The organism is Agrobacterium leguminum (genome assembly GCF_005144435.2).
GTDB classification, from domain to species: domain Bacteria; phylum Pseudomonadota; class Alphaproteobacteria; order Rhizobiales; family Rhizobiaceae; genus Agrobacterium; species Agrobacterium leguminum.
The window spans coordinates 213,138-227,156 of the sequence record NZ_CP120216.1; the positions used below are offsets into that span (position 1 = coordinate 213,138).

General features: G+C 55.5%; 13 protein-coding genes. 9 read left to right on the forward strand and 4 right to left on the reverse strand.

Features of this window, described 5'->3' with window-relative positions:
• Window positions 1–143: 143 nt before the first annotated feature.
• The gene (locus tag CFBP4996_RS27690; protein WP_080855137.1) at window positions 144–1,211 is read right to left on the reverse strand and encodes a LacI family DNA-binding transcriptional regulator; all 1,068 of its coding nucleotides are present in this window, start codon (window positions 1,209–1,211) and stop codon (window positions 144–146) included.
• Window positions 1,212–1,560: 349 nt separating this feature from the next.
• Between CFBP4996_RS27690 and CFBP4996_RS27695 the strand changes: the two genes are divergently transcribed.
• The 9 genes from CFBP4996_RS27695 (at window position 1,561) to CFBP4996_RS27735 (ending at window position 10,054) form a co-directional block, all read left to right on the forward strand.
• Window positions 1,561–2,835 (forward strand): ABC transporter substrate-binding protein, encoded by a 1,275-nt coding sequence (locus CFBP4996_RS27695; protein WP_080855138.1) that lies wholly within the window; start codon window positions 1,561–1,563, stop codon window positions 2,833–2,835.
• Window position 2,836: 1 nt separating this feature from the next.
• The gene (locus tag CFBP4996_RS27700) at window positions 2,837–3,745 is read left to right on the forward strand and encodes a carbohydrate ABC transporter permease (protein WP_233283470.1); all 909 of its coding nucleotides are present in this window, start codon (window positions 2,837–2,839) and stop codon (window positions 3,743–3,745) included.
• A gap of 7 nt (window positions 3,746–3,752) precedes the next feature.
• On the forward strand, window positions 3,753–4,580 hold the full coding sequence (locus tag CFBP4996_RS27705) for a carbohydrate ABC transporter permease (protein WP_080855139.1): 828 nt from the start codon (window positions 3,753–3,755) through the stop codon (window positions 4,578–4,580).
• A 4-nt stretch (window positions 4,581–4,584) separates the two neighbouring features.
• Window positions 4,585–5,652, forward strand: a complete 1,068-nt coding sequence (locus tag CFBP4996_RS27710; protein WP_080855140.1) for an ABC transporter ATP-binding protein — start codon at window positions 4,585–4,587, stop codon at window positions 5,650–5,652.
• Between the two features lie 31 nt (window positions 5,653–5,683).
• Window positions 5,684–6,571 carry a sugar phosphate isomerase/epimerase family protein gene (locus tag CFBP4996_RS27715; RefSeq protein WP_080855141.1) on the forward strand — a complete coding sequence of 296 codons (888 nt, stop codon included), beginning with the start codon at window positions 5,684–5,686 and terminating at the stop codon, window positions 6,569–6,571.
• Window positions 6,572–6,594: 23 nt separating this feature from the next.
• Window positions 6,595–7,599 (forward strand): Gfo/Idh/MocA family protein, encoded by a 1,005-nt coding sequence (locus tag CFBP4996_RS27720; protein ID WP_162936150.1) that lies wholly within the window; start codon window positions 6,595–6,597, stop codon window positions 7,597–7,599.
• The gene (locus CFBP4996_RS27725) at window positions 7,596–8,405 is read left to right on the forward strand and encodes a hypothetical protein (protein ID WP_080855143.1); all 810 of its coding nucleotides are present in this window, start codon (window positions 7,596–7,598) and stop codon (window positions 8,403–8,405) included. Before CFBP4996_RS27720 ends, CFBP4996_RS27725 begins: the two co-directional genes overlap by 4 nt.
• A gap of 154 nt (window positions 8,406–8,559) precedes the next feature.
• Window positions 8,560–9,714 carry a Gfo/Idh/MocA family protein gene (locus tag CFBP4996_RS27730; RefSeq protein ID WP_080855144.1) on the forward strand — a complete coding sequence of 385 codons (1,155 nt, stop codon included), beginning with the start codon at window positions 8,560–8,562 and terminating at the stop codon, window positions 9,712–9,714.
• A gap of 196 nt (window positions 9,715–9,910) precedes the next feature.
• Complete coding sequence (locus tag CFBP4996_RS27735; protein WP_162936151.1) at window positions 9,911–10,054, forward strand: hypothetical protein; 144 nt, start codon at window positions 9,911–9,913, stop codon at window positions 10,052–10,054.
• A 130-nt stretch (window positions 10,055–10,184) separates the two neighbouring features.
• Here the strand turns inward: CFBP4996_RS27735 and CFBP4996_RS27740 are convergent, their stop codons facing one another.
• From CFBP4996_RS27740 to CFBP4996_RS27750, 3 genes are read right to left on the reverse strand one after another with little or no spacing between them, the layout of a single operon-like run.
• Window positions 10,185–11,855, reverse strand: a complete 1,671-nt coding sequence (locus CFBP4996_RS27740; RefSeq protein WP_080855145.1) for an electron transfer flavoprotein-ubiquinone oxidoreductase — start codon at window positions 11,853–11,855, stop codon at window positions 10,185–10,187.
• A gap of 1 nt (window position 11,856) precedes the next feature.
• Window positions 11,857–13,062 carry a 3-oxoadipyl-CoA thiolase gene (gene pcaF / locus CFBP4996_RS27745; protein WP_080855146.1) on the reverse strand — a complete coding sequence of 402 codons (1,206 nt, stop codon included), beginning with the start codon at window positions 13,060–13,062 and terminating at the stop codon, window positions 11,857–11,859.
• 24 nt (window positions 13,063–13,086) lie between these two features.
• Window positions 13,087–14,016 (reverse strand): electron transfer flavoprotein subunit alpha/FixB family protein, encoded by a 930-nt coding sequence (locus tag CFBP4996_RS27750; RefSeq protein ID WP_080855147.1) that lies wholly within the window; start codon window positions 14,014–14,016, stop codon window positions 13,087–13,089.
• Between the last annotated feature and the right edge of the window lie 3 nt (window positions 14,017–14,019).

The following is a 14,019-nucleotide window of genomic DNA, read 5'->3' on the forward strand; positions in this document are numbered from 1 at the left end:
AATGAGATATGTTTCGCGCAGTCCGACAAGCTTGCACTGAGAAACAGCCAATGTCGCAGATTGCTAGCCGTGGACGGTTTATCTACCATCGACCTATTTTTGATGTGCTTATTCTCCTTGATCCGAGTTTAGGGTTGAATGTCCTACAGGCGTTTGGCGATGGGTCGTCTTACTGGACCCGTGGATTTCCTTTTGATCAATTTATTCGCAATGGTCACTTTCACCGGTTCGTTCTGGACCGACGCCGAGTCATCCCGATCCAGGATATCGAAAGCCGCGTTTGCAATTTCCATATATGGCTGAGCAATGGTTGTAAGCGACGGAGATAAACAAGATGCGATACTGTCGTCGTAGCCAATCACGGAGATATCATTGGGTACACGTATCCGATGTGCATAAAGGGCCTGCAATACCCCCGCCGCCAAGACGTCTGAGCCGGTCATGATCGCCGTAACGGCTGAAGATCTGTCCCCGAGCAGCGTTTCGGCAAGATCTTTTCCTACCTCGGAAGGACTTTTTTTTATATCAAAATTTCCAAGAAGGACCGGGCAGTCCTCTAAGCGAAGGCCGTGCTGAGAAATCGCAGTTTGAAACCCCTTAGACCGCTTTAGTTCTGTCACAGCAACATCCGGATCCCGATAGTCCTGCAGCGGTCTCCAGCCGATAAAGGCAATTTTCTTGTGACCTTGCGCCACCAAGTCCTCGATACATTCACTGAAGCCCGGTCTAAGATCAATATCGATTTGATGTGTATTCTCGATACGATTTCGTTCTATCTGAACGATAGGAATGTTTGCTCGTTTGAGTGGCGCAAAATTGGTGACATCAAGTGGGTGACAAACAATCACCGCCTCTACGTCGTACTCCAAAAACTGGCGAATTGTGCTTTCTTCCACTTCTGCGGAATAACCGTGGTTCATGGACAGAACAGAGTAACCCTTTTTTTGTGCCGCGGTACGAACTGCATCAGCAACGTTGGTAAAATAGGGATTCGCCAGTTCGGAGGAAAGTAGAAGACCAATCGTGTAGCTTCTCCGATTACGCAAGGATCTGGCCTGGAGATTGGGCAGATATCCAAGAGTCTCTATTGCCGTGAGGACTTTCCGTCTGTTTTCAGTCGATACGTACCCGTTATCGTGTATGACACGTGTCGCAGTACTCGCCGATACTCCTGCCAACTTGGCGACATCTGAAATCCTAGCTTTTGTCATGATCCCAAATCTTTTGTCTGTTTTTCCTGTCTAAGCTAGTCAGGACCTGCAACTGAAATGCCATCGAGGTCACGCCCTCCTCTCCAACGGATATCGTTCTGCGAAAGGCTTCCGTATCTCGATCTTCTGCTGAGCAGAATTCCTATAGCGGAAATGGCTTGCCAAGAACAGCATAATGTGGTGACGTAACCATAAGAACATGGCGAGGAGAAAGGGCGCTCTAAAACAGCTTGGGGAGCAAGCTATTCAGAACTTGTGCCGGCAACTCCATGGACGGGGGTTTTCGCAACCTTGCGACAGCCGCAAGGCTCCGTCGTGTTCTGTTTCGTGTTTCTGGGAGGATTACTAAATGGAGTTGACTACATTCTCTGCCCGCCTGTCGAGGCGGGCTGCGTTGACGCTCGTTCTTGCCACAGGATTGTTTGTAACAAGCATCGCACCGGTCGCGGCGCAGCAGATTACTCTGAATTTTTGGGACATGATATGGGGCGACAAGGCCTACCCGGCTGTCGCACAGGCCTTGGTGGAGCGCTACAACAAGGAAAATCCGAACGTCAAAGTCGTGTATCGGTCTGTACCGTGGTCTAACTGGTACGAGACATATGTGACTGCCATTGCCTCCGGCAGTGCCCCCGACATATCGACGGGAGGAGGCTTCCAGGCGGTTCAGTTTTATGATCAAGGCGCCATTCTGCCAGTCGATGACCTTGTGAAGAAAATCGGCAGTTCCGAGTTTAAGGCATCGGCTCTCGATGCAATGAAATACGACAATCACTATGTCGGCTTACCCTGGGCCCTGAACGTGAAGGTCATCCTTTACCGAAAGGACATACTTGAGGCAGCGAATATCAAGCCGCCAGCCACCTTCGAAGAGTTTCGGGACGCTGCCAAGAAAACAACCGGCAACGGGAAATTTGGGATTGTAGCTGCAGGTGACGCTTCCGGTGCACATTGGATATCTCATATTGCAATTGCAAATGGCGGAGGTCTTTTCAACAAAGATGGTTCCGCCGGTCTGACCAGTGAACGCAGTAAGGAAGCTCTTCAATTTCTTACCGATCTGGTCAAAGACGGCTCGGTCAACCCCGCAAGCGCAGGGTACACCAACAACGACGCACTGGGCGCATTCTTTCGCGGCGAAGCAACGTTTGTTTTGGCTGGTGCTACGGCCGCAAGCCAAGCGGGTGACGCTAGATCGAAGATTGGCATCCTGCCGCCGCTCAAAGGTCCTCATGGCGATGTGCAAGGTTTGTATTTCGTCAACAACATCATGGCGTACAAGCAGACGCAGCATCCAGACGAAACAATGGCGTTTATGAAGTGGTGGTCGGACAACGCTTTGATTTTGTGGTCTGACGGTCACGTGAACAACCTGCCCGCCCGGCAATCGATCGCCAGCAATTCACATTTTACCGGCGATGCCGATATCAAGTTCGTGCAGGACAATTACCTTCAGGGTGCGAAGACCTTATCGCAGGCAAAGGGCGGCACATTCCCATTACTCAATACGATTGATGGTGACGGTTTTCTATGGAGCCTTGTGCAGGCGATCTGGCAGGGACAACCATTGGACGGCCCTCTTGGCACAGCGCAATCACACCTCGAAGAAGTCTTGGGGAAATAATGTGGCTATTGATCAAGTTGAAACCGGAGCCTGGCGCATGCGCGCCAGGCAGATGGTCGCACCCGAATTCGTGACTCCCGCCATTCTGTTGACACCATCCGTGCTGCTCCTGGTACTGGTCATCGCCTATCCGATGGCTCAAGGCCTGTATTTCAGCTTCACCAATGGATCATTGATGAAGGCAGGGCACTTCGTCGGTATCGACAATTATATCAAACTTTTATCATCTCCTGCGTTTTATCACTCTTTGCAGTTTAGCCTGATCTTCGCGTTCTTCAATATTCTCGGATGTTATGTGTTGGGCCTTGGACTCGCCTTGCTCATGCAGAAAGACATGCCGGGAAGAGCCCTGTTTCGCGTTTTGCTGCTGCTACCTTGGATCGTCCCCTCACTGGTCTCAATCGTCGCGTGGCGATGGATGGTCGCCGACGATAAGGCTTTGTTCAACCAAATCATGACACTATTCGGGGGAAGTCCGATCTATTTCCTGTCGGACAGCAATTGGGCGATCACGCTGGTCATCGTCATCAAGATCTGGCGAAGTTTTCCCTTCATGATGCTGTCATTGCTTGCCGCGCTGCAAAGTATCGATCGCAGCCTCTATGAGGCGGCGGCTATCGACGGCGCGACGGCATGGCAATCTTTCTGGAACGTGACCCTGCCACAGATCAAAAATATATCCATCGTTTTATGCCTCTTGATGACCATCTGGTCGGTAAACGATTTCGACACTCCTTGGCTACTGACTCAGGGCGGCCCTGCGAACGCGACTGAGAATCTCATCGTGCTGGCTTACCGTTACACATTCGCACGAAACGACGTTGGCATGGGTTCAGCTACGTCCTTTATCACCTTGTTCATCCTGATGGTGCTGGTTTTCTTCCTGCTCCGTCTCCAGCGCAGGAGTTGAGTTAGTTATGAACGAAACCACGACCCTGCAACGCTGGTCTCTATCTGCCGTTATGCTCGTCATCGTCATTTTTTTGAATATGCCAATCATTCTGATGGTGCTCAATTCATTTCAAACGACTGAGCAGATGTTATTATCGCGCAAGGTAATCCCCGCAGTATTCTCGCTCGACAACTACCGAGGACTGACGCAGACTCCATTTTTCCAATATTTCCGGAATTCGATGATTGTCTCCCTTGGATCAACCGTTGTGAGCGTGACAGCGGCGGTACTGGGTGGCTATGCCCTGTCGCGTTATCGCAACGGACTGTTGCAGGGATACTCCACCGCACTGTTTGCGGTCCAGATGTTCCCGATCATTCTGGCGCTCATTCCGCTTTTCCTTATTTTCCAACCACTTGGCCTTATCAACAGACCGCTGTCTGTCATGATCGTCTATGCCATGGTGAATCTACCTTTTATCACCTGGATGGCACGGAGTTACTTCGACACCATACCTCGCGAGTTGGAAGAGGCAGCATTGATTGATGGTTGCGGGCCAATCGAGGCTTTCGTACGGATCGTTCTTCCCCTCTCTGGGCCAGGGATCGCTGCAACATCAATCTTTGCTTTTCTGTTCTCCTATAACGAGTTCTTCGTTGCCAATGTTTTCCTAAGAACATCTAATGCGATGACCCTGCCGGTCGGCATAAGAATGTTCATGGATCAGTTTTCCACCGACTGGGGAAGCCTTATGGCGGCGGCAACCCTGATGATGCTGCCCACCCTGGTTCTCTTCATGTTCGTCCAGAAATTCATCGCGCACGGCGCTGTCGCCGGCGGCGTGAAAGGTTAGTCACATGGCATCTCTTTCCATGCACTCAGTCAAAAAAAGCTACGGTGCGCTACAAGTTCTGCATGGCGTCGACATTGACGTCAGGGACGGTGAATTCGTTATCCTCGTCGGACCATCGGGATGCGGTAAATCCACACTTCTTAGGATGATTGCCGGACTGGAATCCATCACGGCCGGAACCATGAAAATCGGATCGAAACTGGTCAACAATCTTCCCCCGAAGAGTCGGGACATCGCCATGGTCTTCCAGTCCTACGCGCTTTACCCGCACATGACGGTTGCCGAGAACATGGCATTTTCTCTTAAGTTGAAGCGCAGACCGAAATCCGAAATCGATGCGGCGGTATCCAAGGCCGCCGATATCCTTGCCCTGACAGAACTTTTAGACCGAACCCCGAAAGAGTTGTCAGGAGGCCAACGCCAGCGCGTTGCCATGGGCCGGGCTATCGTCCGAAATCCCGCCGTATTCCTGTTCGATGAGCCATTGTCAAACCTGGACGCCAAACTGCGCGTGCAGATGCGCAGCGAGATCAAGGAACTGCACCAAAGGCTCGGCACAACCATCATCTATGTGACCCACGACCAGGTGGAAGCGATGACAATGGCCGACAGAATTGTGGTGATGAATCGCGGGAATGTTGAACAGGTGGGTCCACCGCTGGAACTCTATGACCAACCCCGGAACCTTTTTGTCGCAAGCTTCATTGGATCACCGGGCATGAACCTCATCAAGGGAGCGATGACCGAAGAGGGCACATTTTCCACCGAAGAAGGTGCCAGGATCGAGGTTCCTCACCTATCCCACACACACGATCGCAAGATTGTTCTCGGTATTCGGCCAGAACATCTTGAAATCGTAGCGCCTGAAACGCCCGGCTCCTTTTCCGCGGAGGTCGCCGTCACCGAGCCTACTGGTTCAGAAACCCAGGTCACGTTCCGCATCAAGGGTCGCGAACTAGTCGGCATTTTTCATGAACGACTTCTGGTGGCGCCGGGTGAGACTCTTCATCTCAAACCCTTCCTAAATCGAGCACATCTGTTCGACGCCGAAACGGGAAACCGTATGGGTTAATCAGACAAAGGCACCACGGACAGGAAAAACAATGCGCAGCCAAATGGCTTACAACCCACTTCCCTATATTCTTACCCGCGAAGGGTTCAGGCCGGAACTCGCTCCGTCTCTTCGTGACATACTGGAGGTTGTGCAGCGGTCAGGATATGATGGCATCCATGCGGATATTCCTGCGAACTTTAGTCCAACCGCTTACTCGAATCTCCTTTCCGAATATGGACTTGTGCCGGCACCGGGGTACTTCGCGGCGAATTTTACTGACAGAGACACACTTTCAAAGACGACTGAGGCGGCACGCAGACTGAGTGCCGATCACGCCCATATCGGCCTTAGCCGGATATTCCTGGCCGAATCCAGAGGTATATTGCCAGCACGAAACGAGACCCCAGCTCAAGGTGTCAAAAGCGACGAAAAGGTTTTGGCCGACATCGCCGAGGGCATAAGCAAGGTTGCGGCGGCGATGGTGGAAGAAGGGGTGATTCCGTGTCTTCATCCCCATGTGGGAACGCGAATAGAAACCGAGGTGGAGACTGAATTCATCTTGAATCATGTTGGTCGCGATATTCTTTTGATCGGGCCTGACACGGGCCATATGAGTTGGGCCGGCTTTGATCTTTTGCCCTTCCTCAGGCGTCATGCCGGTCGTATCGGCGCCGTTCATATCAAAGACTACCGCTGGCCGGTTGCAGAGGAAATCAGGGCAACGGGAAAAAGTTACTTCGATGCCAGTGCCGCAGGAATATGGACAGAGCCGGGCCGTGGGTCAATCGATCTAGACGGGGCGATGGCAGCATTTTCAGGGTTTGACGGCTGGTTCGTCGTCGAAGTCGACATTGCTGATCAACCAACAGTAGAGGAAAGCGCACGGGTCGCTGGCCAATGGATGCGTCGCAAGCTGAACGAACGGCGTCACTCATGACCTGTCGCCTGGGGATCGGGTTCTTGGGTGCCGGGCAGGCTACCCAAGCCATTCATTTGCCGGTACTTGCCTCGATTCGAGACCGGTTCGAGATCCGGTGGGTCATGGATGTGGACTCTGCCGTGGCCGGAGTGGTTGCGGGCCTTGTGGATGCCAAAGCCGCCACCGATATCGCGCCGGTCCTGGACGATCCCGATGTCGCCATAGTTGTGATATGTAGTCCAAGCACACTGCACGCGGAGCAGATCTTAGCTACCTGTGCTGCAGGCAAGAAAGCGATCTTGTGTGAAAAGCCTCTCGCTTGGAACCGCGAGGAAAAAAGAGCTATTGAAGAAGCTCTGCGGAAGTATGGCGTGGCTTTGTTCGTAGGGACGATGCACGCCTACGATCCCGCCTGTCGAGCGGGCCTTAAGGAATGGTTCGAACTGGGCGAAACCGCTAGCCTTGTCAGTTCCTCCATCTGCCTTCCGGCCAATTCACTCTTCATCGATCAATCTACCGAGGTATTCATGCCATCCCTCGGGCGGGAGCCAGCGACGGACACGCCGGAATACAGGCGGCGCATGCTCAAATCCGCGCTACTTGGCCTTGCCGTCCACGACATCCCACTCATTCGCGACTTCTATTCACAGGTAGGTGCTTTGCATGATGTCCACGGCGTTCTTCCTTACGGTTATGCCTTGCATGCTTCGCATAAAGGCACGCGCATGACTATGACGGCGTTCATGCCGGGCCAGTGGCCCGCACATTGGCGCTTGGCAGCAATTGGAAGAAATCATGAGTTCAAGGTGTCATTTACGCCGTCTTACGTGCTCGGTGGTTCCTCTCGTGTTCGCCTGATCGGCAGGAATTTTGAAAGGGCATACCATTTCGAAGAAAATGGTTATGAGGTTCTCTGGCGTAAGATCCATGATGTGGTGGATGGTGGTATGCCGCAACCCATTACCAACGACACTGTGCTTGATGATCTTTCGTTTGCACTTGATCTCGTTGAAATCTCTCAGACCCTCATGGAAAAGCGATCATGACGCAGGCAAAGATCGTTGATATGACAGGCGGTAGTGCTCGAATTGTCCAAAGCTCTGTGGTGGCAAGTCTCCCGTTGAGCCTTGCCTGGTCGGATGATCTTCACGGCGACATTGCACTGACTGCAGGCGGTCAGGTTGATTTCCCGACGGTGGCGAGGTCGGATGTTCGTTTGATTGTGCTGGCGACACCCTGGAAGGCGACGCCTGAAGAGCTTGACGATCTTGGCGCTCTCGGATTGCCTATTTGCCCTATTTTTTCTTTTCTGCCGAAGTTGATGAATGCTGGTCAGGGACCTATCCAAGCACCGTTTATATGCGAAAGCCATGTGCGTATGGAGAGCCCGGAGGTGTTGCAAGCTCTCCTTGAGCAGGTGGCGATGTTGCGGGCAATGGGCGCAGTATTTCACGGCCACAGCAGCATTACATACACCTCGGGCGGATACACGTTACAAAACGGCAGCAATATTCTGTCGGCAGATCTAGGCAGCGATGTCACTCACTTCGAAGCCCATGTCATTGGTGCGGATATGCGCCTGGAAGTGACGATCCCCAGCGGGCCATCCGCACGGCCGGCTATCATTCGGGTTGCTACCCAGCATGAAACTCGTGAGTGTGTGCCACGCTTCGAGCGCAGCAGTCGACTGATGTGGCGCGCCATATTGTCCCAGATGGAAGGCATAGGGCCGCTGCCCTATGGACTCCCCCAATTGAGGGAAGACCACGATCTTTGCCGGCGATTCCTCAGATCTGCGGAAGTTACTGAAATGAGATGCTGCGAAAATCATCAAGGAAAGCAGTGGAGCTGAAAATTCTATCTATCGGCGGCACCGGCCAGATATTCCTTCCCTGCATGATGCACGCCATTGACGTCGGCCGCCGGCTTTCCGTGTTCAACAGAGGCCAGCGAGCATGCAATATCTGCGTGAAGATACAATATTTCAGCTTAATGGAGGTACAACAATGAAACCTGTTGTCGTTGGCATTATTGGGGCAGGCGTCATCAGCGGCGCATACCTGAAAGGTGTCGCTCATTCTCGATTTGCAAAAGTTAAATCCATAGCGGACCTTCTCCCCGAAGCGGCACAGCAACGTGCGGCCGAGTTCGGATGCCAGGCCGTCACAATCGCCGAACTGCTTGCTGACACGGAGATCGAGATTGTTGTCAACCTTACCATCCCAACAGCTCATGCACCGGTCGATCTCGATATTCTTGCCGCCGGGAAACATGTCTACTCGGAAAAGCCCTTGTCAGCTTCCCTATACGAATCCGACACAGTTCTCAGAGAGGCGGACAGAAGAAACTTGCGCGTAGGGTGCGCGCCCGACACTTTTTTTGGCGCTTCTCATCAGGTATGCCGCCAGATTGTTGATGAAGGTCGAATTGGCCGGATCGTAGGGGGTAGCGTGGTGATCGCATCACGCGGCATGGAGCATTGGCATCCCGATCCGCGCTTCTTCTATCAACCGGGAGGCGGCCCTCACGCCGACGTCGGCCCTTATTACATTACACAACTTGTCAATCTGCTCGGTCCTGTCGCCACAGTTTCGGCAATTACCAGCCGTGCGTTCGAGCAGCGGACAATCACAAGTGAAAAGCTCAATGGTGTGGTCTTTGATGTCAGGGTGCCCACGACGCTTAACGGGAACCTTTTGTTTGCGTCAGGTGCCAATGTATCCCTGACGATGTCCTGGGATATATGGGCCAGCAAACGTCCGCGTTTTGAGATCTACGGTACGGAAGGTAGCCTACAGAACCCTGATCCAAACCATTTTGGTGGTACACCGGAAGTTGCGCTTCGCGGTGGAGACTGGGAGCCGATCCCAATATCAGACTTCGCATTCGGTCAGCCGAACCGCACGACAATCCTGGGCCAGGAGGTGGCAGATTATCGGGCCGTGGGTTTAATCGATATGGCGATCGCAATGCGTGAAAATCGCCCCCATCGGGCGAATTCGGCACTTGCTTACCACGTCCTTGAGGTTTTGGAGGCACTGGAAAGCTCCTATAAGAACCGAAGCCATGTTGACATTGTCAGCCGATGCAGTCGACCCGATCCGTTGGGCCTTGGAAATAGTGAAGAGATTTTGGCCACCGCTGCTTTTGCCGTTGTCTAATTTTTTGCGTACCCTTACATGACGTCCCGCTAGTAAAGGGGTGGGGACGTGGTCATGCCCGACAGCAGCGGCGAATTCGATGAACTCATCGAACGAGATAAGCTACTGAGAAAGTTTGGCGAGCGTGTCTTCTGCACATTCTTCTTCCGATCCTTTCGCCCCCGATGACCCTGTTCCTAAGAGCATGGATCACCTGATGGACGGGATTGCCATTTTTCTGGCCGGCGTTGTGGTAGCGGACCTGCTGTCGCAGGTTGCAGATCAACCATCCGACGCGGCTCCTGATTTTTTCGCTCACGAGCCGTTAGGCAAAGGTTTTGATGCAACCCGTCAGCATTGACGGGTTCCTGGGATGGATTTTACGTGACGGCAGCCGAACAGAGTATTTGAAGCCATCTTTTCCATGGTCATCGCCGGCCGCGAGTTTCAGGGAGAAAACCCGGTCTGCAGCACACTTATGGTGGCATATCCTACATATTTGCGTAAACCGGCCCCTCGCCACCCTGCGGCGGCACCCAGTTGATGTTCTGGTTGGGGTCCTTGATGTCGCAGGTCTTGCAGTGCACGCAGTTCTGGGCGTTGATGACGTAGACTTCTTCGCCGTCCTTCTCCACCCATTCGTAAACGCCGGCCGGACAATAACGCGTCGAAGGGCCGGCAAAGACGTCGTGCTCGGACAGTTTTTGCAGCGCCATGTCGTTGACCTGAAGATGCACCGGCTGGTCTTCCTCATGGTTGGTGGAGGACAAAAACACCGACGACAGCCGGTCGAAGGTCAACACACCATCCGGTTTCGGATAGGCGATCGGCTTGTGCTTTGCGGCCGGCTCAAGGCTCTCGGCATCCGTCTTGCCATGCTTCAGCGTGCCGAAGAAGGAGAAGCCGAAGAGCTGGTTCGTCCACATGTCGAGACCGCCGAGACCGACGCCGATGAGCGTGCCGAACTTCGACCACAGCGGCTTGACGTTCCTGACCCGCTTCAGATCCTTGCCGATATCGCCGTCGCGCCATTCGGCCTCGATCTCCGCCACCTCGTCATGGGCGCGGCCGGCGGAAATCGCCGCGGCGATCTTCTCCGCCGCCAGCATGCCCGACAGCACCGCATTATGGCTGCCCTTGATGCGCGGCACGTTGACGAAACCGGCGGAACAGCCGATCAGCGCGCCGCCGGGGAAAGTGAGCTTCGGCACCGACTGGTAGCCGCCTTCGGTGATGGCGCGTGCACCATAGGAGATGCGCTTGCCGCCCTCGAAGGTCTCGCGGATGGCCGGATGCGTCTTGAAGCGCTGGAATTCCTCGAAGGGGTAAAGATAGGGGTTCTTGTAGTTGAGATGCACCACGAAGCCGACCGCGACGAGGTTATCTTCCAGATGATAGAGGAACGACCCGCCGCCGGTCTTGAAACCGAGCGGCCAGCCGAAGGAATGCTGCACGAGGCCCTGTTTGTGATGTTCCGGCTTGACCTGCCACAGCTCCTTGATGCCGATGCCGAATTTCTGCGGCTCGCGATCCCGGGACAGATCGAATTTGGAAATCAGCTGCTTGGCGAGCGAGCCGCGCACGCCCTCGCCGATCAGCACATATTTGCCGTGCAGCTCCATACCGCGGGTGAAGTTCGGGCCCGGCTCGCCATTCTTCTCGATGCCCATATCGCCGGTGGCGACACCGATGACAGCGCCCTCGTCATTATAGAGCACTTCGGTTGCAGCAAAGCCCGGATAGATCTCGACGCCGAGCCCTTCCGCCTTTTCCGCCAGCCAGCGACAGACCAGCCCAAGCGAGACGATGTAATTGCCATGATTGTTCATCAGCGGCGGCATCATGAAATTCGGCAGGCGAATGGAGCCGGCCGGGCCTAAGAACATAAACTGGTCGTCCTTGACCTCGGTCTTGAAGGGATGCCCCTCCTCCTCGCGCCAGCCCGGCAGCAGCCGATCGATGCCGATCGGATCAACCACGGCACCGGAGAGAATATGCGCGCCGACTTCCGCACCCTTTTCGAGAACGACGACCGAAAGCTCCGGCTCCACCTGCTTCAGACGGATCGCGGCGGCAAGGCCCGCAGGACCCGCGCCAACGATCACAACGTCGAATTCCATCGCTTCGCGTTCGGGGAGTTGCGGGGTATTTTTCACATCCATTTCAGACGCTCTCAAGCGCGATGGCGATGCCCTGGCCGACGCCGATGCACATGGTGGCCAGCGCCTTCTTCTTGCCTGTCAGCGACAGTTCGAGGGCCGCCGTGCCGGCAATGCGGGCACCGGACATTCCAAGCGGGTGTCCAAGTGCGATCGCCCCGCCGTTCGGGTTCGCGCGCGGATCGTCATCGGCGATCCCGAGCAGGCGGAGCGTCGCAAGGCCTTGGGAGGCAAAGGCTTCGTTGAGTTCAATGACATCGAGATCTGCGGCGGTCCAGCCGATGCGTGCAAGCAGCTTCTGCGACGCCGGCGCCGGGCCGATGCCCATGACGCGCGGGGGAACGCCAGTCGTGGCACCGCCAACGATACGGGCAATCGGGGTGAGACCGTATTTCTTCACCGCCGCAGCCGAGGCGATGATGAGGGCGGCTGCACCGTCATTGACGCCCGATGCGTTGCCGGCGGTTACCGTAGCGCCATCCATGCGATTGACTGGCTTCAGCTTGGCAAGCGCTTCCAAGCTGGTGGCACGCGGATGTTCGTCTTTTGCCACGACCAGCGGATCGCCCTTCTTCTGGGGAATGGTGACGGGCACGATTTCCCGTTCAAGACGGCCGTTGGCCTGGGCCGCCGAGGCCTTTTCCTGGCTGCGCACGGCAAAGGCATCCTGATCGTCGCGGGCGACCTTGTGGTCGATCGCGACGTTGTCGCCGGTTTCCGGCATCGAATCGACGCCGTAAAGCGCCTTCATCGCCGGGTTGACGAAGCGCCAGCCGATAGTGGTGTCGTAGATTTCCGCTTTGCGGGAGAAGGCGCTGTCGGCCTTCGGCATGACGAAGGGCGCGCGGCTCATGCTTTCGACGCCACCGGCGATCATCAGCTCGGCTTCCCCGGCCTTAATGGCGCGGGCGGCCGTGATGACGGCATCCATGCCGGAGCCACACAGGCGGTTGATGGTGGTGCCCGCTACCGAGACGGGTAAGCCAGCGAGCAGCAGCGACATGCGCGCCACGTTACGATTGTCTTCTCCGGCCTGGTTGGCGCAGCCGAAGATCACGTCATCGACGGCTTCCCAGTCGACCGCGTTGTTGCGTTCGACGACCGCCCTGAGCGGGATGGCGCCGAGGTCGTCCGCGCGCACGGAAGAGAGTGCGCCGCCGAAGCGGCCGATCGGGGTGCGAATGTAATCGCAGATGAAAACTTCAGTCATTTCAGGGTGTCCTACGCCAAACGCTTAAAGTGCTTTTTTGAGTTCCGGCAACGCCTCGAAGAGGTCTGCGACGAGGCCGTAGTCGGCCACCTGGAAGATCGGCGCTTCCTCGTCCTTGTTGATGGCGACGATGACCTTCGAATCCTTCATGCCGGCCAGGTGCTGGATGGCGCCCGAGATGCCCGCAGCGATATAAAGCTGCGGTGCAACCACCTTGCCGGTCTGGCCAACCTGCCAGTCGTTCGGCGCATAACCGGCATCGACAGCCGCACGGCTGGCGCCAACCGCGGCACCCAGCTTGTCGGCGACGGGAAGGATGACTTGCCTGAACTTTTCCGACGAACCGAGCGCACGGCCACCCGAGATGATGATCTTGGCCGATGTCAGTTCCGGACGGTCGGACGACGCCAGAGCATCGGAGACGAAGCTGGAGAGGCCGGGGTTTTCAGCAGCGCCGATGGTTTCGACTGCTGCCGAACCGCCTTCGGCTGCTGCCGCAAAGGCGGTCGGACGCACGGTGATGACCTTCTTCGCATCGGTCGCCTGCACCGTCTGGACGGCGTTGCCGGCATAGATCGGCCGCTTGAAGGTGTCAGGGCTGACGACCTCGATGATTTCCGAGACCTGGGCCACATCGAGAAGCGCCGCAACGCGCGGCGTCACGTTCTTGGCCGAGGCGGTGGCCGGGGCGATGATGACGTCATAGGAAGGCGCGAGCGAAACGATCAGCGCCGCCAGCGGTTCTGCCAGCGCATTGGCATAGGAGGCGTCGTCGGCGAGCAGCACCTTGGATACGCCGGAGAGTTTCGCTGCCGCATCAGCTGCGCCCTTTGCATTGGTGCCAGCGACCAGAACATGGATGTCGCCGCCGATTTGCGTTGCCGCCGTCAGCGTCTTGCCCGTCAGGTCGGAAAGGGTTGCGTTGTCGTGTTCTGCCAGAAGAAGAATGGCCATGAG